General features: G+C 36.3%; 23 protein-coding genes and 1 other annotated feature. All 23 genes read right to left on the minus strand.

The window, feature by feature from the left end:
* Window positions 1-68 precede the first annotated feature (68 nt).
* The 23 genes from rpoD to rpsU all read right to left on the minus strand — a co-directional run bounded on the left by rpoD (window position 69) and on the right by rpsU (window position 21,255).
* Window positions 69-1,196 (minus strand): RNA polymerase sigma factor RpoD, encoded by a 1,128-nt coding sequence (gene rpoD, locus KHA94_RS14145; RefSeq protein ID WP_213102773.1) that lies wholly within the window; start codon window positions 1,194-1,196, stop codon window positions 69-71.
* 48 nt (window positions 1,197-1,244) lie between these two features.
* On the minus strand, window positions 1,245-3,056 hold the full coding sequence (gene dnaG, locus KHA94_RS14150; protein WP_213102774.1) for a DNA primase: 1,812 nt from the start codon (window positions 3,054-3,056) through the stop codon (window positions 1,245-1,247).
* A gap of 164 nt (window positions 3,057-3,220) precedes the next feature.
* Window positions 3,221-3,379 carry a DUF188 domain-containing protein gene (locus KHA94_RS26525; RefSeq protein ID WP_338030780.1) on the minus strand — a complete coding sequence of 53 codons (159 nt, stop codon included), beginning with the start codon at window positions 3,377-3,379 and terminating at the stop codon, window positions 3,221-3,223.
* On the minus strand, window positions 3,376-3,543 hold the full coding sequence (locus tag KHA94_RS26530) for a PIN domain-containing protein (protein ID WP_338030781.1): 168 nt from the start codon (window positions 3,541-3,543) through the stop codon (window positions 3,376-3,378). Before KHA94_RS26530 ends, KHA94_RS26525 begins: the two co-directional genes overlap by 4 nt.
* Window positions 3,544-3,918: 375 nt before the next feature.
* Complete coding sequence (locus KHA94_RS14160) at window positions 3,919-4,737, minus strand: pyruvate, water dikinase regulatory protein (RefSeq protein WP_213102775.1); 819 nt, start codon at window positions 4,735-4,737, stop codon at window positions 3,919-3,921.
* A gap of 30 nt (window positions 4,738-4,767) precedes the next feature.
* Window positions 4,768-5,403, minus strand: a complete 636-nt coding sequence (ccpN, locus tag KHA94_RS14165; protein WP_338030782.1) for a transcriptional regulator CcpN — start codon at window positions 5,401-5,403, stop codon at window positions 4,768-4,770.
* A gap of 344 nt (window positions 5,404-5,747) precedes the next feature.
* Window positions 5,748-7,820, minus strand: coding sequence for a glycine--tRNA ligase subunit beta (glyS, locus tag KHA94_RS14170; RefSeq protein WP_213102777.1), 2,073 nt, complete (start codon window positions 7,818-7,820; stop codon window positions 5,748-5,750).
* Window positions 7,813-8,703 carry a glycine--tRNA ligase subunit alpha gene (gene glyQ, locus KHA94_RS14175; RefSeq protein WP_213102778.1) on the minus strand — a complete coding sequence of 297 codons (891 nt, stop codon included), beginning with the start codon at window positions 8,701-8,703 and terminating at the stop codon, window positions 7,813-7,815. The genes glyS and glyQ overlap by 8 nt, the downstream gene beginning before the upstream one ends.
* Window positions 8,704-8,763: 60 nt before the next feature.
* Window positions 8,764-8,940, minus strand: a binding site (T-box leader).
* A 131-nt stretch (window positions 8,941-9,071) separates the two neighbouring features.
* Window positions 9,072-9,824: a DNA repair protein RecO gene (gene recO, locus KHA94_RS14180; protein ID WP_213103257.1), complete on the minus strand. Its 753-nt coding sequence runs from the start codon at window positions 9,822-9,824 to the stop codon at window positions 9,072-9,074.
* Between the two features lie 29 nt (window positions 9,825-9,853).
* On the minus strand, window positions 9,854-9,997 hold the full coding sequence (locus KHA94_RS14185; RefSeq protein ID WP_213102779.1) for a YqzL family protein: 144 nt from the start codon (window positions 9,995-9,997) through the stop codon (window positions 9,854-9,856).
* A gap of 250 nt (window positions 9,998-10,247) precedes the next feature.
* The gene (gene era, locus KHA94_RS14190; protein ID WP_213102780.1) at window positions 10,248-11,162 is read right to left on the minus strand and encodes a GTPase Era; all 915 of its coding nucleotides are present in this window, start codon (window positions 11,160-11,162) and stop codon (window positions 10,248-10,250) included.
* Window positions 11,155-11,553 (minus strand): cytidine deaminase, encoded by a 399-nt coding sequence (locus KHA94_RS14195; protein WP_213102781.1) that lies wholly within the window; start codon window positions 11,551-11,553, stop codon window positions 11,155-11,157. The genes era and KHA94_RS14195 overlap by 8 nt, the downstream gene beginning before the upstream one ends.
* A gap of 210 nt (window positions 11,554-11,763) precedes the next feature.
* A complete protein-coding gene (locus tag KHA94_RS14200; protein WP_213102782.1) occupies window positions 11,764-12,147 on the minus strand; it encodes a diacylglycerol kinase family protein in 384 nt (127 codons plus the stop codon).
* Window positions 12,125-12,595: an rRNA maturation RNase YbeY gene (ybeY, locus tag KHA94_RS14205; RefSeq protein ID WP_213102783.1), complete on the minus strand. Its 471-nt coding sequence runs from the start codon at window positions 12,593-12,595 to the stop codon at window positions 12,125-12,127. The genes KHA94_RS14200 and ybeY overlap by 23 nt, the downstream gene beginning before the upstream one ends.
* Complete coding sequence (locus tag KHA94_RS14210) at window positions 12,592-14,784, minus strand: HD family phosphohydrolase (RefSeq protein WP_213102784.1); 2,193 nt, start codon at window positions 14,782-14,784, stop codon at window positions 12,592-12,594. The genes ybeY and KHA94_RS14210 overlap by 4 nt, the downstream gene beginning before the upstream one ends.
* A 184-nt stretch (window positions 14,785-14,968) precedes the next feature.
* A complete protein-coding gene (locus KHA94_RS14215; RefSeq protein ID WP_213102785.1) occupies window positions 14,969-15,928 on the minus strand; it encodes a PhoH family protein in 960 nt (319 codons plus the stop codon).
* A complete protein-coding gene (gene yqfD / locus KHA94_RS14220) occupies window positions 15,925-17,118 on the minus strand; it encodes a sporulation protein YqfD (RefSeq protein WP_213102786.1) in 1,194 nt (397 codons plus the stop codon). The genes KHA94_RS14215 and yqfD overlap by 4 nt, the downstream gene beginning before the upstream one ends.
* A gap of 125 nt (window positions 17,119-17,243) precedes the next feature.
* Window positions 17,244-17,528: a sporulation protein YqfC gene (yqfC, locus tag KHA94_RS14225; protein WP_213102787.1), complete on the minus strand. Its 285-nt coding sequence runs from the start codon at window positions 17,526-17,528 to the stop codon at window positions 17,244-17,246.
* Between the two features lie 79 nt (window positions 17,529-17,607).
* Window positions 17,608-18,036 (minus strand): hypothetical protein, encoded by a 429-nt coding sequence (locus KHA94_RS14230; RefSeq protein WP_213102788.1) that lies wholly within the window; start codon window positions 18,034-18,036, stop codon window positions 17,608-17,610.
* Window positions 18,037-18,134: 98 nt separating this feature from the next.
* Window positions 18,135-19,136, minus strand: coding sequence for a flotillin-like protein FloA (gene floA, locus KHA94_RS14235; RefSeq protein WP_213102789.1), 1,002 nt, complete (start codon window positions 19,134-19,136; stop codon window positions 18,135-18,137).
* Between the two features lie 17 nt (window positions 19,137-19,153).
* Window positions 19,154-20,500 (minus strand): NfeD family protein, encoded by a 1,347-nt coding sequence (locus KHA94_RS14240; protein WP_213102790.1) that lies wholly within the window; start codon window positions 20,498-20,500, stop codon window positions 19,154-19,156.
* A 123-nt stretch (window positions 20,501-20,623) separates the two neighbouring features.
* Window positions 20,624-21,067, minus strand: coding sequence for a GatB/YqeY domain-containing protein (locus KHA94_RS14245; protein WP_213102791.1), 444 nt, complete (start codon window positions 21,065-21,067; stop codon window positions 20,624-20,626).
* A gap of 14 nt (window positions 21,068-21,081) precedes the next feature.
* Entirely contained in the window at window positions 21,082-21,255 is a 174-nt protein-coding gene (gene rpsU, locus KHA94_RS14250; protein ID WP_057771617.1) for a 30S ribosomal protein S21, read from the minus strand.
* Window positions 21,256-21,380: the final 125 nt, after the last annotated feature.

Below are 21,380 nucleotides of genomic sequence, written 5' to 3' on the forward strand. Positions count from 1 at the left end.
TGTAATTTCTAGAAAAAAAATAGTTTACCTCCATTTTAAGAAGTAAACTATTTTCTGACAATCATTTTCTATTCTAAAAAGTCTTTTAGACGCTTGCTTCTGCTTGGATGTCTTAATTTACGAAGTGCTTTCGCTTCAATTTGACGAATACGTTCGCGTGTTACACCAAAGACTTTACCGACTTCCTCCAACGTCCTTGTGCGGCCATCATCAAGTCCAAAACGAAGGCGAAGGACATTTTCTTCCCGATCGGTTAAAGTATCTAAAACATCCTCAAGCTGCTCTTTAAGAAGCTCATATGCGGCATGCTCTGATGGTGAAGTAGCATCTTGATCTTCAATAAAATCACCTAAATGGGAATCATCTTCTTCACCAATTGGTGTTTCTAATGAAACTGGCTCTTGTGCAATTTTTAGTATTTCTCTTACTTTATCTGGTGTTAAATCCATATCTTCCGCGATTTCCTCAGGAGTTGGTTCTCGGCCTAGATCCTGAAGTAATTGACGCTGAACTCGTATCAATTTATTAATTGTCTCTACCATATGAACCGGGATTCTTATCGTTCTTGCTTGGTCAGCTATTGCTCTTGTTATTGCCTGTCGGATCCACCATGTAGCATAGGTACTAAATTTAAAGCCTTTTCTATAATCAAATTTTTCAACTGCTTTTATTAATCCCATGTTCCCTTCCTGAATTAAATCTAGGAAGAGCATACCCCGGCCTACATATCTTTTGGCAATACTGACGACTAAACGAAGGTTTGCTTCGGCTAGGCGCCTTTTTGCTTCTTCGTCACCATCTTCAATACGTTCCGCAAGAGAAATCTCTTCTTCTGCTGAAAGAAGATCGACACGGCCTATTTCTTTTAAATACATACGTACAGGGTCATTTATTTTTACTCCCGGCGGTACACTTAAATCGTTTAAATCAAATTCTTCTTCACCTTTTGCTAATTCCTGTACATTAGGGTCAGCATCTTCATCATTGTCACCAACAAGCTCAACACCTTGATCCCCAAGGAATTCATAAAACTCATCCATTTGATGAGAATCTAGTTCAAAATGAGACAATTTTTCTGCAATATCATCATAGGCTAAGACACCTGTCTTTTTCCCAGTCTCAATTATTTGTTCTTTTACTTGATCTAGGGTCAATTCTGAATCAACTTCTTTTGATCGAGCTGATTTTTCAGCCATATAGCCCCCTCCTTCCAAAGTCACAACAAACCTAATATAATTAACTCTCTATAGAGACTTACGCAATTGAATTATTTCCGTTGCGATTAAGGCTGCCTTCGCATAATCACTTCGGCGCTCCGCTTCTTTCTGTTCAATCATTTTTTCTTTTATCTTTAGCATTTTTGGATAATTAAACACCTGTTTAAGATAATCACTTAATTCTTGCTCGCTAATTTCTTCATTTATACTCATCATTTCAATATCAGCAACAACCCGTTTAAGCCTTTCATCGTTAATATAATTGATAAAAGCACTTGGATCAGGTGAATGACCATTTTCATAATAACCTAATAAGTAAGTAATGATTGCTTGATGTTCATCAATATTAAATGTGTTACCATGTAGCAAATCTTGCACTTTAAAAGCAATATCGCTATTTCTCAGCATGCGTGCAATAAGCCTTTTCTCTGCGGTATAATAAGCAGGATTAAGCTGCTTTGATTGTTTCGTTAGAAGGAGCTTTTTATTTGCCGCATTTCCGCTTTTCCCTTTATTATTCTTCCGTTTTTCCGAAAAATTAATTTGTTTTTCTTGCTCTTTAAGAGCATCTAACGAAAGTGAAAACTCGTCTGCTAGCTGTCGCAAATAATAGTCTTTTTCAACAGCCTTATCCAGCTTGCTAATTTCCGTTACTACTTCTTCGATATAAGAAAGCCGATCTCCTTCATCTTGCAGTTTTTTTCCCCTGCGGTAGTATAAAAACTTAAAAGCCATTAGTGTGACACTTGCATCAATTACCTCATTGCGGAACCTTTCGGGGCCAAATTTTTTAATGTAATCATCGGGATCCAGTCCATCTGGCATTACTGCTATTCTTACAGAGCAATCAGCATTTGATAGCATACTTGCAGCTCTAAAAGCTGCTTCAATTCCAGCATTGTCTGAATCATAGCAAATGGTGATTGACTGCACATTTCGTTTTAATACGGAAATATGATCTTCTGTTAAAGAGGTTCCCATTGTGCCAACACCGTTTTCAACCCCTGCAAGATCTGCAGATATTACATCTGCAAAACCTTCAAAAAGTACTGCATGCTGTAATTTTTTTATTTGAGGTCTTGCTAAATGAAAATTGTATAATATTTTACTTTTATTAAAGATCGGCGTCTCAGGACTGTTTAAATATTTGGGCTGGTCGTCCCCTAGTGATCTTCCTGAAAAGGCAATCGTATTTCCACTTCGGTCAAAAATAGGAAACATAATTCGATTACGAAAGCGATCAAAATAACTGCCATCTTTTTCACGTCTAATGATCAAACCCGCTTTTTCAATAATCTCCGAAGGAAATTTCCTTTTTGTTAAAAATTTGTAAACAAAATCCCATGATTGTAGAGAATATCCGATTTGAAATTTTACAATGGACTCCATTGTAAATCCTCTTCCAAGCAAATATTCTAATGCATGTTCGCCATCTTTTGTATTTACAAGAAGATGATGATAAAATTTACGCAATACTTCATGAGCATCAAGCATGTGTTGAATATTTGGAGAAACTTGCTTTTGTGTTGCTATTGGGTTAAGGTTATCAAGCTCTATATTAGCTCTTTGAGCTAGTTTGACAGCAGCTTCTTGGAATGAATATCCTTCAAGATCCATTAAAAATGAGAAAGCATTTCCACCTGCACCACAACCGAAACAGTGATAGATCTGTTTATCTGGTGAAACAGAAAAAGAGGGTGTGTTCTCTCCATGAAAAGGGCATAGACCAAAATAATTTCGTCCTTGCTTTTTTAATTGTACATAGTCGCTAATAATATCAACAATATCGACAGCTTGCCGAATTTCATTCACTTTCTCTTCGGCGATGCGCTCTGCCATGGGAACAACTCCAGTATCGAAAGCTTTTCATAATAGTATTTCTATAAAAGTCAGCGTTTTCCTTCAAATTTCGACAAAATCTTTGTCAATTCTTTCACAAACCTTAAATGATCTTCCCGACTGTAAGGCTTTGGACCTTTTCCTTATATCCCCCTTCGCCGCGACTATGCAGATAAATATCTCATATCAAGTGCGGTGTGAATTTCCTTTTCCTCGTATAAAATTCCCCTCGGAGAAAGGACATAAACTCCTTTGAGTAAGAGTGTCGATGCTAATCCTATACCTTGTGTAACAACAATATCGGAAGGACTTGCATGATTCATAAAAAATCAACTTCCTCTTTACTTGAGTCATCAAATTTCCACTTAGCCCCAATTAAATCATTTTTCATATGGGCAAAGGAGGCAATAAATATTGCTTCTACAGAATTCTTATTGCCTATTTCGACAATATTCTCTTTTACAGGACATGAATCTGCATCAATCAAAATTAATGGATTGCCTAATGTTCTAATAATTCTACATCACTCCACATAATCCTTCTTTCTATAAACAACTTTTGACTTATGGTGTACAAACATTAAAAAGCTGCAATATGAAGAAGGGAGTTCATGTCGAATTTTTTTCAGGGCGTGCCCTTGACTTCTCACAATAAATAGTTTATTCGTTCATACTGAACTCTAAACCTAATCTATAACATTTTTATCACAATTTTTTATTATAGTATAAAATAATATGAATATCTATTGTTTTTATCATTTTTTATCGTTATACAACCATTTTTCTTAAATAAAAGGAAGGATTCAGAAACTTCTGATACTATCTCTTCAAAAAAGAAAAATGCACATAATTCAAATTATGTGCTAGCTTTTCGGAAAGCTTTTGTGATATTGATTTAATATTAAGTTGGCTGTTTCTTCCACTGCTTTATTTGTAACATCAATAACTGGACAATTAATTTTATTTACGATGCTTTCAAAATAACTGATTTCTTCTTTAATTCTCTCAATATTTGCGTAGCTGGCATTGTCGCTTAATCCTAAAGAAATTAGACGTTCTCTACGAATATTATTAAGCTTCTCTGGGCTTATTTTTAATCCAAAGCATTTTTCAGGACGAACAAGAAATAGTTCTTCTGGAGGATCTACCTCTGGTACTAAAGGAACGTTCGCAACTTTAAGCCTTTTATGTGCTAGATATTGTGAAAGCGGGGTTTTTGATGTTCTTGATACACCGACAAGTACGATATCCGCCTTCAGTATCCCTCTTGGGTCTCGTCCATCATCATATTTTACCGCAAATTCAATCGCTTCGATTTTTTTGAAATAATCCTCATCAAGCTTTCTAACCAGACCTGGTTCAAAAAGAGGGGTTTTTCCGTATAAATGCTGGATTTGATCCATTAACGGACCGATAATATCAAAGACATATATTCCTTCTTTTAAAGCCTTTTCATTGATATATTGACGTATTTCTGGCTTAACGAGTGTATAAGCAATCATACCTTGATCTAATTTCGCCAATGAAATAACTTCGTCAATATGCATTTTGTCTTCGACGTATGGAAATCGTTTTATCGTTACTCCATTGCCATTAAATTGACTAACTGCTGCTTTTGTAACAAGTTCAGCTGTCTCCCCTACAGAGTCAGATACAACATAGATGATTGGCTTATTTGTCATTCCTTAATACCATCTCCTCTGTTCATTTACTTAGTTACCTTCTGCAAGGGCAAGAAATGCCTTTGTTAGATTTGTTTTTGTAATCCTGCCAATAACTTCAAAACCTTTTTCAGTTTCTTTCACAATTGGCAAAGCATCAATTTGTTTCTCGATCAGCTTTTTCGCGACGTCAATTACTAAATCCTCTTTTATACACATCGCGATATTAGGCATCCTCGTCATAATAATATTTACTGGTATGTTCGTCAATTCTTGTTTACCAATGCTTGCACGCAATAGGTCTTTCCTTGACAGAACCCCAACAAGTAATGATGCTTGATCGACAACGAATAATGTCCCTACATCCTCTAAAAACATCGTACAAATCGCATCATAAACAGATACATTTTCATGCACAACGACGGGAATCGATTGATAATCTTTTACGTGCAGCTTATTTAGATTCTCTGTAAGGAGCTGTGTGCCTGATTTCCCCGTGTAAAAATACCCCACTCGAGGTCTAGCATCTAAAAATCCAGCCATTGTAAGAATGGCCAAATCTGGTCTTAGAGTTGCTCTCGTTAAATTCAATCTTTCCGCAATATTCTCACCAGTAATCGGACCGTTCTCTTTTACAATTTCTAGAATTGTTTCCTGCCTTTTATTTAATTCGATCGTCCTCACCACCTTAATAGAAAAGCGTAAGCGCCTTGGTCAGAGGCGACAAGCATAAGACAGGCTGACGAGAAGGTTGTTCTTTAACCTTCTTGGCAGACTGACTTATGACCTCAGACGGACAGGAAGTCCTAGTGCCGATTTTGCTACAGGACGTGGCGTCTTAATCGGCGAGCCTCTAGGCGCTGGAACTAGACAATAGAAAAGCGCAAACGAAAAATGACATACTATTATAGATTTATTATATACTATTTAAAATAAATGAAAAGATTTACTGTATATAAATGAGCCTGTCAATTTTAGGACAGGCTCATTACAATAATACTTTTTTTATATATTTTAAGCAAAAATTAAGCTCACTTCACAATAATCTCGTTAACATTCGCAAATTTCCTAATGATGCGTGCGAGCATAACCATCTGGTTTAACCTGTTTTCACGAACTTCTTTATTGTCAGCCATAACCATTGTATGATCAAAGTAATCATCAATTTCTAGTTTCAAAGAAATAAGCAGTTCATATGAATCGCTTTCTGAAATTTTCTCTTCCATCTTCTCGCTAATCTGCATGTATTTATTATAAAGATTTTTTTCGTATTCATTTTCAAATAAATCTCTATTTATTTCTCCTGCATTCTCTGCTTTTGATGAGATATTTAAAATACGGCTTAAGGCTTCCATATTTTCTTTAAAGCCTTCATCATTTTTCCTTGTTTCAAGAACTTCTGCTCTTTTTACTAGTGATGGTAAAGATCCAATTTCATTACCCAACACCGCTTCAATTAAATCATATCTCACTCGTCTTTCTTGAAGAATATGCTTTATTCTAAGCTTAAAGAATGCAGCAATTTCTTTAGCAATCTCATCTTTAGATTTTTTTGCGATACCCGCTTCTTCAATTTGTTTTAATGCAGATCCAATGAGCCATTCTAATTCAATTTCCCACTCTTTATTTAAGAGGGTTTGGACAATTCCTGTTGCTTGACGTCTTAGCGCATAAGGGTCTTGGGAACCGCTTGGTATGATGCCAATTGCGAAACAGGATGCAATTGTATCCATTTTCTCCGCAATTGATAGCGCCGCTCCTACATGACTGCCAGGAGTGTGATCATCCGCATTCCTTGGCATATAATGTTCGTTGATCGCCTTAGCTACTGCTTCCTTTTCACCTTTTTGCATAGCATATTTTTCTCCCATATAGCCTTGTAATTCAGGGAACTCATATACCATATTGGTAACAAGATCGAATTTAGAAATCTCAGCAGCTCTATCTGCAACAGTTTTATCTTCTTTGCTAAAATCAAGTTTTTCAGCCATTTCATTCGTTAGCTTCCGAACACGGTTAACTTTCTCAGCTAATGTCCCAATTTCTTCATGGTATACAATCGTTTTTAACTTGGCTAGTAAAGATTCTATTTCCGTTTTTTGATCTTCTTTATAAAAGAAATCAGCATCTGATAGTCTTGCTCTTAATACCTTTTCATTTCCTTTTGCTACTTTTTCTAAATGTTCATGTCCTCCATTTCTTACAGTAACAAAGAAGGGTAATAGCTTGCCATCGTAGGATTTTACAGGAAAATAGCGTTGATGCTCTTTCATTGATGTAATAAGAACCTCTTCAGGAAGTGCCAAGAATTCTTCTTCAAAACGGCCGTAGAGAGCAGTTGGATACTCTACAAGATTTGTAACCTCTTCTAGTAACTCCTCATCGATTGGAATAACCCATTTGTTTTCCACTTCGATTTTAACTAACTGGGATCGAATAGCATTCTTTCTTTCTTCTGGGTTAACAATAACATATTGTCCAAGAAGAGCTTTTTCATAGTCCTTTGGCTCTTTTATTTCAATTTTGTTTCCAAGGAAACGATGTCCGATTGTCCAATTGGAGGTTTCCACTGTTGTAATTGAAAATGGTATAACTTCACTGCCATATAAAGCTAGCAGCCATTTGATTGGACGTATAAAGCGAAGATCCTTATCAGCCCATTTCATATTTTTTGGGAATGTCAAACTTGTAATAATTTGTTGTAATTCAGGCAATAAGGATTTCGTTTCATGCCCTTTAATAAATTTTTTCACATGAACATATTCAACACCATTAATCTCTTTAAAAAAGATATCTTCAACGCTTGCTCCTTGACCACGGCAGAATCCAATAGCTGCCTTTGTCCATTCTCCGTTTTCATCGACAGCTATTTTTCTTGCAGGACCTTTTGATTCTTCATGAATGTCTTCTTGAGCTTCAACAACTCCCTCTACTTGTACCGTTAAACGACGAGGAGAGGAGAAAGCTTTAATATTCTCAAATGAAATTTTCTTTTCCATCAACCAAGCTTGGATTTTGTCTGAAAGCTGAATCATTGAATTCGTTACAAATCTTGCAGGCATTTCTTCTAAGCCAATTTCTAAAAGGAGATCTCTTTTAGTCACGGTCCATTTCCTCCTTTGTTTGTAAAATTGGGAATCCCAACTTTTCACGTTCTTCATAGAACGTTTTTGCTATCTTTCGCGCAAGGTTTCGGCAGCGGCCGATATATCCTGTTCTTTCTGTTACTGAAATAGCCCCTCTTGCATCTAAAAGGTTAAATACATGAGAGCATTTCAATACATAGTCATAAGCAGGATGGACTAGTCCTTCCTCCATTTGCCGATGTGCTTCTTTTTCGTAAATATTAAAGAGATTAAATAACATCTCTTGGTCAGACGTTTCAAATGTATATTTTGAATGCTCATATTCTGGCTGCAAGAATATATCTCTCACGGTAAAACCATTTGTCCATTCAAGATCAAAGACATTTTCCTTGTTCTGAATGTACGAAGCAAGTCGTTCAATTCCATAAGTAATTTCAACAGATACAGGCTTACACTCAATGCCGCCAACTTGTTGGAAATAAGTAAACTGAGTAATTTCCATTCCATCCAGCCATACTTCCCATCCTAGTCCTGCACAGCCGAGTGATGGATTTTCCCAGTTATCCTCAACGAAGCGTATATCATGCTCTAACGGATTTATACCAAGTGCACGTAAAGAGTCTAAATACATTTCTTGAATATTATCTGGTGATGGCTTCATAATTACTTGAAATTGATGATGCTGGTATAGACGGTTTGGGTTTTCACCATAACGGCCATCCGCGGGACGACGGGACGGTTCAACATATGCTACATTCCATGGCTCTGGCCCTATTGCCCGAAGAAACGTATAAGGGCTCATCGTTCCCGCTCCTTTTTCCACATCATAGGCCTGCATCAAAATACAACCGTAATCAGACCAATGCTTTTGTAAAGTTAATATCATGTTTTGAATATTCATACGGCACCTCTTTATAGATTTTTTTCTAAAAACAAAAAACTCTCGTCCCTATGCATGAAGCATAGGGACGAGAGTTAACCCGCGGTTCCACCCTATTTGCTGCAATTTGAAAAAGCAGCCACCTTATTTACATGTTGCTCAAGAGCGCCTTCCTTAACAATTAATTCCCTAGCTTACACCGTCCTAGGTTCGCTTTAATTAAGAGAGTTAAGTACTCTTCTCCATCCATGCAACTATTAGATTTAATAATTTGAATCTTAGACGAAACAAAATTAAATGTCAATAATAAAAGCTTTTCTTATTTCGGAATTTTTGATGAGAAAATTCTGTTTAATGAAAATTAGCGTATTTGAGGATTTTTTGTCCTATTAAAGCATATCCCCAAACTTAGCCATTTGATTAAGGAATTTTTTCGTTTTTAAATTCAGGCCTGAATATTCATCATAATAAGCAGTTATCACTCTTTTTAATTCAGCCTTTGTTTCTGCCTTAACAGAGATATTTCCAAGACGTGATAAATCAAAAAAGTAAAAAAGCCTTAAGAGCTTCACTGTAGCCGAAGAAATTTTGAAATGATAAGGATCTTTTTCAAAGCAACGATGGCAAAGGAGTCCTCCTTCACGAATAGAAAAAGAATAATGTCCGTCTGTACTGCCACATATGGCGCATTGATTCAATACGGGATAAAGGCCAAGTGAGTTTAACATTTTCATTTCAAAAATGTTCACAAGAATTTCGGCATCATACCCCTCATTAATTAAATTTAATGTTTGGTGAACTAATTCGAATAAAAAAGGATTGGGTTTCCTATCATCAGTACCTTTATCAGTTAGATCAACAATATAGCTTGCATAGGCTGTAAGAAAAATATCTTCTCGGATCGATCGCATGGATGAAATCATTTCTCCCTGCTGCAAAGTTCCTAAGCCGTTACCTTTCTGAATTAAAAAATAGCCGTATGTAAAAAGCTGGGTGACAGCAGCAAGCCGACTGTTCGGCTTTTTTGCACCGCGCGCCATCACACCAACCTTTCCCCATTCTCGGGTATAAAGAGTGACAATTTTATTAGTTTCACCATAATTTGTTGCTCTAATAATGATGCCTTCACATTTTTCAAGCACCATATCCACCATCCCTATATTAAGACAATCTATGAGATGGGAAAGTCAACTTCTGCTAGTTCTGCGTCCTGATTTCCGGGTATTTCTTGAGTTTCCTTTTCTAGCTCTTTAAAGAGAAGATATGTGTCTATACTACCTGTCTGCGAAAACACTTTCCAGGTAAAATCCATCATCGAAAACCCCACCTTTCAGTTATTCAACGCAATAATCTAATTCCCAAATCCTTACCATATATCATAGCCTGTCTTTCTGATTTCATAAGAGAAAAATATTGTTAATCTTCATTATGCATAATTCTTGAATTCTGGTAATAACTTAGTTAAGGCTGTACAATTTTTTTGGTGACCACTATGGAAAAATTCATCATATAAACATCGCAGGGACAATCAGATCTTAAATCGTTCCACAGGCGGTTATGCTTTTCTAATACTCATCTTCACGAAATCCGAAATCTCTTAGTTGTGACATCTTGTTACGCCAATCTTTTTGAACTTTTACCCATAGCTCTAAAAACACTTTAGATCCGAGTAGATTTTCAATATCGATTCGTGCTCTTTGGCCAATTTCCTTTAGCATTTTTCCTTGCTTACCTATAACGATCCCTTTTTGAGAATCTCGTTCGACAATAATGGTAGCCATTACATGAACTACATCTTTATCATCACGGCGCTCCATTTTATCAATCAACACGGCAAGGGAATGAGGAATTTCTTCCCTTGTTAAATGAAGAGCTTTTTCTCTTATTAATTCTGATACGATAAATCTTTCAGGATGATCTGTTACTTGATCAGCTGGATAGTATTGCGGCCCTTCTGGAATATATTTTTTGATCTGCTCTAATAATGTTTCAATATTATTTCCTTCGAGGGCAGAAATAGGTATGATTTCACTAAAATTATATTTTTCTTTGTAGGATTCAATAATTGTAAGCAGTTCATCTGGATGAACTTGGTCAATTTTATTAATTACAAGGAATATTGGTGTTCGAATGGACTGAAACTTTTCTAGAATAAATTCTTCCCCACGTCCATAGCCTTCTTCAGCATTAACCATAAACAAAATAACATCTACTTCTTTCAATGTATTCTGGGCGACCTTCATCATGAAATCACCTAGTTTGTGCTTTGGCTTGTGAATACCTGGGGTATCAATAAAGATAAATTGAGCATCATTTGTTGTTAAAACACCTTGAACCTTATTCCTTGTCGTTTGAGGTTTATCACTCATAATCGCAATTTTCTGCCCGATTACTCGATTTAAAAAAGTGGATTTTCCAACATTAGGTCTTCCAATGATTGAAATAAACCCAGATTTATGTTCTTGTGCTGTATTATTCATGCAAATCCTCCGGTGAAAAAGCTCCTGGCAGCAATTTTTCTATGGTGATTTCTTGAATATCACCTTTAAGGTTAGTAAGGATAACCTTCATGTCTTTCGGACATAATTCCGCAATAACCTGTCTGCAGGCGCCACAAGGAGAACATGGTCGCTCCGTATCAGCCACAACTGCCATTGCTGTGTATTTCTTATCTCCTTCAGAATATGCTTTAAAAATAGCCGTGCGTTCAGCACAATTACACATGCTATATGCCGCGTTTTCAATATTACATCCATGATACACTTTTCCATCTTCTGTTAAAAGAGCCGCGCCTACTTTGAATTTTGAATATGGGACGTAAGCTTTTTCTCTTGCAATTTTTGCTTCTTCAATTAGTTTTTCAATTTGCACAAATTGTCTTCCTTTCTTGTAAGAAGGGCTACTTCTTTTATTTTACCTCATATCGACTTCAAAATCATCGATTGTAGCAAAATCGTAATATAGAAAATTGAATTTTCTAAAAATATATTTTGTTTATAAATGATGCCAACCCATTTTACCAAAAATTATGGAGCAAATTCAAATGAGTAAAAAGACTGCCCTACTTAAGAGCAGTCCTAACTAATGAAAAAGAACAATTATTTTCGGCAAAAAAATGATTAACCCAATGATTACTGACATTATCGCAAAAATAAGTACGGCACCTGCAGCCATATCCTTTGCAGCTTTTGCTAAAGGGTGAAAATCCGTTGTGACAAGGTCAACAACTCTTTCTATAGCAGAATTGAGCATTTCAAGTGATAGCATTCCTGCAATAGCCAATACAATGATTAGCCACTCGTATACAGAAATAGATAACCAAATTCCCATACATATTACGATTACTGAAAAGAAAAGATGAATTCTAAGGTTCCTTTCACACCTGACAGCTTCTTTGATGCCGGTTAAGGCAAATCCGAAAGATTTGAGTAATCGATTTTTCTTAACGCTGGAGTCCGTATTCATTTAAAATATCCTTTTGGCGGGTAAACATTTCCTTTTCATCCTCAGCTGTTTCGTGATCATATCCAAGAAGATGAAGAAAACCGTGCACGGCTAAAAAACCTATTTCCCGCATATTAGAATGTCCGTATTCTTCAGCCTGCTCCCGTGCTCTTGCAACTGATATGATAATATCGCCAAGTACGCGCGGCATATCAACGCCTATAAGCTCGATCTCACCCTCACCCATTTCTTCCATCGCAAAAGAAATGACATCGGTAACACTGTCTTTATTTCGGTACTCTTTATTTATTTCACGAATTTTTTCATTACTTACAAAAGTTAGCGAAACTTCACTATCTGGTTCAATATTTTCATACTTTGCAGCAAAATTCAGTAGATCTCCTATATATGATATTTGCTCCTCAGTCAACTCATTCGTTTCATCTGAAAAATCAATACTTAAACTCATGCCTGCTTCACCTTCTGTTTTGACATTTCTGGATACTCTATTCGTGAATGGAAAATACCATTTAAAGTTTCACAAAAAGAGTTCTCTATTATAACTAATTCTTTTAAGGTTAAATCACATTCATTAAGCTGTCCGTCTTGAAGGCGATCAGCAATAATATTCCTTACGAGATTTTCTATTTGATCTGAAGTCGGGTGAGACATTGAACGGACAGCAGCCTCTACACTATCAGCAATACCAATTATGGCTGATTCTTTCGTTTGTGCTTTCGGTCCTGGATATCGATAGTCTTCTTCTCTAACTTCAAGCCCATTTTGCTTCGCCTTATGATAAAAATATTTAAGCAGTGTTGTTCCATGATGCTGCTCAGCAATATCAACAATCTCCTTAGGCATTTTATGTTTCCGAAGCATTTCAGCCCCGTCAGTAGCATGGGCAATGATTATATTTTTGCTAGTTTGAGGCGGAAGTTTATCATGCGGATTTTCAATATTCATTTGATTCTCAATAAAAAACTGTGGCCGTTTTATTTTTCCAATATCATGATAATAACAACCAACTCTTGCTAATAACCCATTCGCTCCAATTGCTTCACAGGCTGATTCAGATAAATTTGCTACCATGACACTATGATGATATGTTCCAGGTGCCTCTGTTAGAATTTTTCTTAGCAGCTGATGATTTGGGCTAGTCAATTCAATTAATCTCATCGTGGAAAGAATGCCAAATCCCGCTTCAAAAAACGGAAGCAAGCCTATTGCTAAGACAGCTGACAAAATACCTGAAATAATCCCAATGATAATATAAAATCCATATTCTATTCCATCATATTGTCCATTCCTTAAAAAGACGAGAGAAAAAATAACTATAACATTAACAACAGCTACAAACATACCTGCTTGTAATATTTTCGACCGATGATTTTGCTTTGTTAAAAAAATAATACCAGCAAGTCCGCTGCAGATTATGTATATGCTTGAAGAAACATTAAAAGTTCCAGTTACTCCTTCATTAAAGATAATACTTCCACAAATGGACATTATAATCGTAAAAATGACTGCCATTCGCTCGTTAATTAATATTCTGATTAAGATTGATCCCATTGCTGCTGGGAAAATATAGCTAATCTCTGAATATTTAAACTCAGGAAATAAGCTTATCCCTTTCATTATTAATATGGATAATGTAAAAATTAAACTAAACAGCAATAAATAGTTCTGCTTTAACTCTGACTGCAGCTTTATATCATTAAAATAAAAATAAAGAGCTGCTAGGATAACAAGGGTAATTAATGCAAGTCCCGCAAAAGGTTGTATCGAGTTGTTGCTATCCAACATTCCGATCAGCTTCAATTGCCTATATATATCCCTAGTGATTAATTGCTGTTCCTCAACAATGATTTGCCCTTGAAGAATCTTAACAGGCTCAACACTTTCAACAGCCTGCTGACGCGCCTCTTCAGTTGCGGTCGGATCATAAAATTCATTTTGATAAACGGCATACCTTCCCAGTTCAATAGCTGCCGACTTTAAGCTTGCATTCAGACTAGTATATTTCAATTCTTCCTCAAGACTCTTTTTTGCATTTTCTACACCATCTGCTGGGATTCTCTTGCTCATAACATTATTTATGGCGGTCACTGTCATATCTTTCGCAATTGTAAGTTCACCTTTGGAAGACTGTAATAACGCTAGCAAAGATTGATCTGATATTTCCTTCGTAATATCCTCAGTAAGTTTTTCTTTCATTCGTGCTAATTTATCTGCTGGTGACGGTTCTTGGATATTAAATGAACCTTTTTCAGCCGCTTCTGATTGTTCTGCAGCCTTTTGCTGTTCCTCTAAATCCGTTTTAATCTCATCCTTCACTTCTTTAGCAGAATCAAAAATAGAGGTTATTAAATCAACCCGATTTTGCGCAATTTCCTTTTTAACAACATATATATCTTGAACTTGATCTGCCGCTTCTTTCTTTCTTTTTTCTGTACTCGCCTTATCCTCAATGGTGATAGGGGATCTGATTGTTTGTTCAGCAACTACGAACAAATCTAAGTCCAATTTTTCAGGCTTTACATTACTGAACATAGAAAGAAACATAACGATTCCAAGTAAAATAAATAAAAGGATTCTAAAGAAAGTTAATTCCAATAAATTTTTCATTTTTGTCAAATATTGCTGAAGCTTGTCCAATGTTCTCCCTCCCATCTTAGTTAATGGTTCATTCACACTATAATTATGTAAAATGATAACAGTTTTTCTATCAAGATGCATCTTTTATAATGAAACTTCTATATATCAATAATTTTATAAAAGACAAAACCAAAAGAAAACCGTACGGTAATACCGACGGTTTTTATTAAGGGCTTTCGCTTTTCTATTCTAGCTGCCCATATGCTTGAATAATTTTTGCCACAAGAGGGTGACGCACTACATCACTTTCTTCTAAATGGACAAATGAGATACCCTTTACTCCTTGTAAAATCTCTTCACCAACAATTAATCCAGATTTAGCTCCTTTCGGAAGATCAACCTGGGTTTTATCACCAGTAATAACCATTTTTGAGCCGAATCCAAGACGGGTTAGAAACATTTTCATTTGGGCATGTGTTGTATTCTGTGCTTCGTCTAATATAACAAATGCGTCATCAAGTGTTCTTCCCCTCATATATGCGAGAGGAGCAATTTCAATTGTTCCTCTTTCGATAAGCCTTTGCGTTTGCTCTGCACCTAAAATATCATGTAATGCATCATACAATGGTCTTAAATAAGGATCCACCTTTTCTTTTAAATCTCCAGGTAAAAATCCAAGGCTTTCACCTGCCTCCACAGCAGGGCGAGTTAGAATAATTCTTTTCACATGACCATTCTTCAATGCATTGACACCCATTACGACCGCAAGATATGTTTTACCTGTTCCTGCTGGTCCAATTCCAAATACAAGATCATTTCTTCTTATAGAACGAATGTATTGGCTTTGTCCGATTGTCTTTACTCTGATTATTTTTCCCTTTGCATTTCTAATTATTTCTTCGTCATATAGATCACTAAAGTAATCTAAAGTTCCTTTTTTTGCCATTTGAATCCCGTACATTACATCTCTTTGGTTAATATTGATTCCTTTTCTAATCACTTGCAATAATTCAGCAAGTAAGAGACCAGCCATTTCGACCAATTCTGTTTCTCCAGAAATAAAAACAGTCTCGCCCCTCGTAATGATGGTTACATTTAATTCCTGCTCGATCATTTTTATGTGTGCGTCCGAATTACCAAGTAAAGAAACAGCTTCATTCGGATTTTCAAGTTGAACATTCATTGTTTTCAAGTTTTCTGTCATTCCGTATCTCCTTGAACAATTGGTTGTGCTTCAGCAATATTCTCAATAATTTGGAAATGTATTGATATAGTTACTTTATCATTGTCTACAGACTTGTGTAAAACTTTTTCGCCTTTTATTTTATCATTTTCAGATAGCCCGCTTTTTATTTTGTTTCGAGCCAAAGTTTTTGCAACTTCAAAGGCTTGCTCGTTATCGTAGATTAAAGTTTCCTGTTCACTTTCCCTAATTGTCTTATCTACATACGAGATAGGAAGCTCCCACTTTAAAAAATTAATTTTCTTTTCATTCGACTCCGTCTCAAATTCTTTATATTTCACTTTTCCGAAACCCCAAACTAGAATTTCAACATTTCCTATTTTGATGTAATGTTTCCGCTTTTCATTCCCATTAAATACTTGAAAGGTTTTTTTTAGTGGAAGAGTCACATCTGTTTTATACCATGTTTCTCCATAAATTTCACCCTTAGCAGGAAGTGTTTCAATATTTCCTTCTTTTCCAATTATACCAGAAACAAGCAATTGTCCTGGTTTCACATGATCGTTGACACTAACGACTGGCTGTCCTTCTTCTACGAACATATACACAATAACTGCCTTCTTTTTTGCCACTAAATTTCTTGGACTTAAGTATTCAGGTTTCTTCGGATCGTTTTTCTCCACCACTTGTAGATGGTAGGTTGTCCCTTTTAACTCCACACCAACCCAAGTGATTTCTTCAATTTTATCTGATAGCTTTCTTTGAATTCCTTCAACATTATCTATGAAAAACTGAAGCTTCCCCCTCTTAACACCCATTTCAGTTAATTCTTTACGAATTTTATATTCAGTTGCCGGATTTGCTCCTTTAATTTCAATTCCCCAAACCATATTGGACAATACCAAAATAACGATAATAAATGCTGTCGCACCTAAAACAAAACCAAAGCTTTTTAGCAAGCGCTTAAAAAGAAATGGAAAGCCTGTCCGTTGTAAAAATTCAATTTTGCAATCACTGTTTCTGACAGCGTTTCTAATCTGATTAACATCCTTTAGCTTTATTTTAAATATTACTGCTTCGACGCCATGCCTTTTAACCTGCCAAATATGAATCCCGTTCCGAGTAAGAGTATTAATAAAACGCTCTATTCCTTTCCCTTTGGCTTTTACTGTAACAATACCCCCAATAAATTCAATCCACAGATTCTTCATTTCCTTCCCCCTGATCTATTTTGTCACGTTCGTTTGATTATTTTCTTCATTGCTCTTCTCATTTAGATAAGGAGCTTATACGTAGAAAAATCCTTACAGAAGGTGCTCTCCTTCTGTAAGCATGCCTATTCATTTATATATGTGACCTGATCAATTTTCCCTTCTAGCAGGATCTCCTCTGGTAATATCGTTTTTATTACAAAAGCATTTCCCTTAATCAAAAGCTGCCCCTGCTTAAGAAGAAGCCTTAATTCTTTGTCGGAAAAAGCGATTAAGCCCCGGTGGTTCTCAATATATATATGGATTTGTCCGATCATTGTAATGCGGGGTAAATCCATCATGACATCCTGAGGAAGCTCCATATTTTTTGTTATCCATTTTCGAACGAAATGTCCCCATTTTTTTGCCATAAAAAAAGAACCCCCCTTCATCTCATATGTATGAAATGACGGAAGGTTCTAGCACTTATTTTTCTTCATTTTCATAAGCCTATTTCTTGATTCTCATTGATTTATGGGGATTTAGAGCCCTTGGAGGGCCAATTATTTCTGACCATATAATGCCATCCACAAGCTGTTTTTGGCTCGGTGAAAAGGATGAATTTGTTCCTTTTTGCAAAAATGAATCTGAATGCTCTATCGGCAAAGTTTGAACTATTTGTAATTGTTCTATAAGATCTTCAGCCTGTTTTTTCCGCTCCGAATACTCAGCTTCAATCTTATTAGGAGAGAGTGGCTTCTCCTGTATTTGCGTTTTCTTAGACATCTGATCAAAAGTGTAAGCTGGTATGGGTGTTCTCTTTGAATGAATATTTTTATGTTGCCCTTGGTTATCTTTTTTTCTCTTTTTGAAAATCGAAAAGATATAACCGATTATTGCAATGATAATAATAATTGGAAATTCAAATAAACCTTCCAAGTTGATCCCACTCCCTTCAAAAATAACAATGTATTAGGATCAAGAAATTTACATAAAGGCCTTAGAGCAATTTCAGCAGTGACTTGCCGTTTACTTAATTATTTTTTACCGCCATCTTTGTGCTCATCGTTTATTCTGCCAATAGAATCTCTCATGTCCGTATCGGCAGAAATGTTTTTAATATTCATATAATCCATTACACCAATATTCCCTGTTCGAAGGGCTTCAGCCATTGCAAGTGGTACCTGAGCCTCTGCCTCAACAACTTTTGCTTTCATTTCCTCTACTTTTGATTTCATTTCCTGCTCTGTGGCTACGGCCATAGCACGGCGTTCTTCAGCTTTCGCTTGTGCAATCTTTTTGTCTGCTTCAGCTTGTTCAGTTTGCAAATGAGCACCGATATTTTTGCCGATATCAACATCTGCAATATCAATAGAGAGAATTTCAAAAGCTGTTCCTGAATCTAACCCTTTTGCCAGGACAGTACGAGATATCATATCGGGATTTTCAAGAACTTTTTTATGACTCTCTGATGAACCAATTGTAGAAACAATCCCTTCACCTACACGCGCGACAACCGTTTCCTCACCTGCTCCACCAACTAGACGGTCTATATTAGCTCTAACTGTAATTCTAGCCTTTGCTTTTACTTCAATCCCATCCATTGCAACACCCGCAATAAATGGTGTTTCAATAACATTTGGGTTAACACTCATTTGAACTGCTTCAAGAACATCACGTCCTGCTAGATCAATAGCGGCACTTCGTTCAAACTTTAAATCTATGTTTGCGCGATGTGCAGCAATTAATGCATTAACAACACGATCAACATTCCCGCCAGCTAAATAATGACTCTCCAACTGATTTGTCGTTACATCAATTCCAGCCTTATGCGCTTTAATTAAAGGGTTAATGACACGACTTGGAATGACACGACGAAGCCGCATACCAATTAGTGTAAAGATACTCACTTTAACACCTGCAGCGAGTGCAGATATCCACAGCATGACTGGAACAAAGGTAAGCAACACACCTAAAAGAATGATAGCAAGAACAACAAGAACTATTACGAGTACCGAGCCTGCTCCTAAGTCTAACATACTACATCCTCCTCTTTTTATTTATCTAAATTAGGTATTTCTCTTACAACAATACGGGAACCTTCTGCTTTCACAACACGAACTCTCGCATCTTTTAAAATAAATTCACCTTCACTTACAACATCAATCCGTTCATCTTCAATGACAACAGTTCCAGATGGACGGAGTGCTGTCAATGTATAACCTTCCAATCCAATGAGCTCAAGCCTGCTTTTATTTGATACATAGCCTTCTTCCGTTTTCGTTGCGTCTGTTAGGATTATTTTCTTAAATATACTCATCTTTTTACCAAACACCTTTACCATTAGTATCAATGCCAAGATAGCAACACCAATTGCAATTAATATAGAAATCCCCATATGAATGACATTTTCCGATGCTAAAAATAAACTGCCTAAGACAGCAGCCACGCCAAGTACCCCTGCTACAGCCCCTGGGAGGAAAAACTCTGCAATGATCAGTCCAATTCCAATGATAAATAGGATTAGCGTTTCATAGCCTGCCAGTCCAGCAACTAAATGCCCATAAAAGAACAATAACAATGCTGTTAATCCCATAAATCCAGGTACTCCAAAGCCAGGTGAGTAAAGTTCAATAACTAGACCAAGACTTGCAATTGACAGCAAGATCGGTATCACAACAGGATGAGTAATAAATCGGGCAATTTTTTCTGCAAAGCTCTCTTCTACTTTATGAACTTCGGCATTTTCATACCCTAGATATTTTAATAATTCATCGATATTGTTAAATGTTCCTTTTGAATAACCGACCTTCTCTGCTTGGTCTGCTCCTAAAGTTAAGAGCTTTCCTTTAGGTGCTCCAACTTCAGGCAAATGAACAGATTCATCCGCCATGGCGAGTGCATAAATAGGATCTCTTTTAGTTTGTTTTGCTGCCTCTTCCATTGCTGCAAACCAATATGATTCAGCTTTCTTCCCAGCTGTATTACCTTGTTGATCAATAATAGCTGCAGACCCAATAGTTGATCCTGGAACCATATAAATTTCATCTGTATTTAAAGAAATATAAGCACCTGCAGATAAAGCCTGATTATTCACAAAAGAAATCGTTTTCAAATTTGTAGAGGTTAAAAGTTTTCCTATTTTTCCAGCAGCATCTACAGTCCCGCCTGGAGTATTTATATCAAAAATGATAGCAGATGCTTGATCTTCCTCAGCCATCTGAACTGCTCTGTTTAAAAAGGCATATAGCCCATTTTCTACCGTTTCGTGAATAGGCACAATATAAATGATTTCATTATCCGTATTTCCTTTAGATGGGGCACCTACCATTAAAATACACGCAAAAAGAAATGAAAAAATGATTAATATCCTTCTAAATCTCAATCCTTCCCCCTCCCCCATTCTTTTCTCTCTTTCTTATACGTATGTCTGTAAAAAAGGTTTCAATGATCTACAGCTATTTTTCTAACTAACTTAAAAAAGACCGTTAGCAAGAGCTCACGGTCTTTTATAATAGGTTTGTTTTTATGAAAGGTGTTGTTGTACAAGTTTATTTACAAGTGCTCCATCTGCTTTGCCTTTAACTTTCGGCATAATGGCAGCCATTACTTTACCCATATCGGCTTTAGATTTTGCACCTGTTTCAGCAACAGTTTCTTGAACGATTTTTGAAACCTCATCTTCAGAAAGCTGTTTAGGCATATATAATTCGACGAACTGAAGTTCGGTACGAATTTTTTCAACAAGATCTTCACGACCTGCTTTATCAAATTCATGGAGGGAATCCTTGCGTTGTTTAACTTCGCGAGAAAGGACAGTAAGCTCTTGCTCTTCGGATAAATCTGCTCCTTGCTTAATAGCTTCATTTTGCATCGAAGCTTTAATCATCCGAATAACAGTAAGCTTATCTTTTTCTTTGTTCCTCATCGCTTGTTTCATATCCTCATTTAAACGTTCGAGAAGACTCATTCAAACACCCTCTCTTACCACTTACGTTTTCTTGCAGCCTCAGACTTTTTCTTACGTTTAATACTAGGCTTTTCGTAGAATTCGCGCTTTCTTGCTTCTTGCAAAGTACCAGTTTTAGAAACTGTACGTTTAAAGCGACGAAGAGCATCTTCAAGCGATTCGTTTTTACGAACGACGGTTTTAGACATTCTCTTTCCCTCCCTCCGAGCACAACACACTTACACCAACATGGTTTTTCCATGTACTTTGCAATTATAATATAACAGCGATTAGAGGTCAACAGTTATTAGCCTTTAACAGCAGTGTTTTTCAA

The organism is Cytobacillus citreus (genome assembly GCF_018343665.1).
GTDB classification, from domain to species: domain Bacteria; phylum Bacillota; class Bacilli; order Bacillales; family Cytobacillaceae; genus Cytobacillus; species Cytobacillus citreus.

Excerpts from the sequence above, each read along its gene's own strand:
- glyQ (WP_213102778.1), bottom strand. The coding sequence starts at position 8,703 with ATGAATATTCAAAACATGATATTAACTTTACAAAAGCATTGGTCTGAT.
- rpsU (WP_057771617.1), bottom strand. The coding sequence starts at position 21,255 with ATGTCTAAAACCGTCGTTCGTAAAAACGAATCGCTTGAAGATGCTCTT.
- yqfD (WP_213102786.1), bottom strand. The coding sequence starts at position 17,118 with ATGAAGAATCTGTGGATTGAATTTATTGGGGGTATTGTTACAGTAAAA.
- KHA94_RS14215 (WP_213102785.1), bottom strand. The coding sequence starts at position 15,928 with ATGACAGAAAACTTGAAAACAATGAATGTTCAACTTGAAAATCCGAAT.
- KHA94_RS26525 (WP_338030780.1), bottom strand. The coding sequence starts at position 3,379 with ATGAATCATGCAAGTCCTTCCGATATTGTTGTTACACAAGGTATAGGA.
- yqfC (WP_213102787.1), bottom strand. The coding sequence starts at position 17,528 with ATGGCAAAAAAATGGGGACATTTCGTTCGAAAATGGATAACAAAAAAT.
- rpoD (WP_213102773.1), bottom strand. The coding sequence starts at position 1,196 with ATGGCTGAAAAATCAGCTCGATCAAAAGAAGTTGATTCAGAATTGACC.
- dnaG (WP_213102774.1), bottom strand. The coding sequence starts at position 3,056 with ATGGCAGAGCGCATCGCCGAAGAGAAAGTGAATGAAATTCGGCAAGCT.
- KHA94_RS14200 (WP_213102782.1), bottom strand. The coding sequence starts at position 12,147 with ATGAATACGGACTCCAGCGTTAAGAAAAATCGATTACTCAAATCTTTC.
- floA (WP_213102789.1), bottom strand. The coding sequence starts at position 19,136 with ATGTTAGACTTAGGAGCAGGCTCGGTACTCGTAATAGTTCTTGTTGTT.
- KHA94_RS14160 (WP_213102775.1), bottom strand. The coding sequence starts at position 4,737 with ATGACAAATAAGCCAATCATCTATGTTGTATCTGACTCTGTAGGGGAG.
- era (WP_213102780.1), bottom strand. The coding sequence starts at position 11,162 with ATGAATAATACAGCACAAGAACATAAATCTGGGTTTATTTCAATCATT.
- KHA94_RS14185 (WP_213102779.1), bottom strand. The coding sequence starts at position 9,997 with ATGATGGATTTTACCTGGAAAGTGTTTTCGCAGACAGGTAGTATAGAC.
- ybeY (WP_213102783.1), bottom strand. The coding sequence starts at position 12,595 with ATGAGTTTAAGTATTGATTTTTCAGATGAAACGAATGAGTTGACTGAG.
- KHA94_RS14245 (WP_213102791.1), bottom strand. The coding sequence starts at position 21,067 with ATGAGTCTTCTCGAACGTTTAAATGAGGATATGAAACAAGCGATGAGG.
- KHA94_RS14240 (WP_213102790.1), bottom strand. The coding sequence starts at position 20,500 with ATGGGGGAGGGGGAAGGATTGAGATTTAGAAGGATATTAATCATTTTT.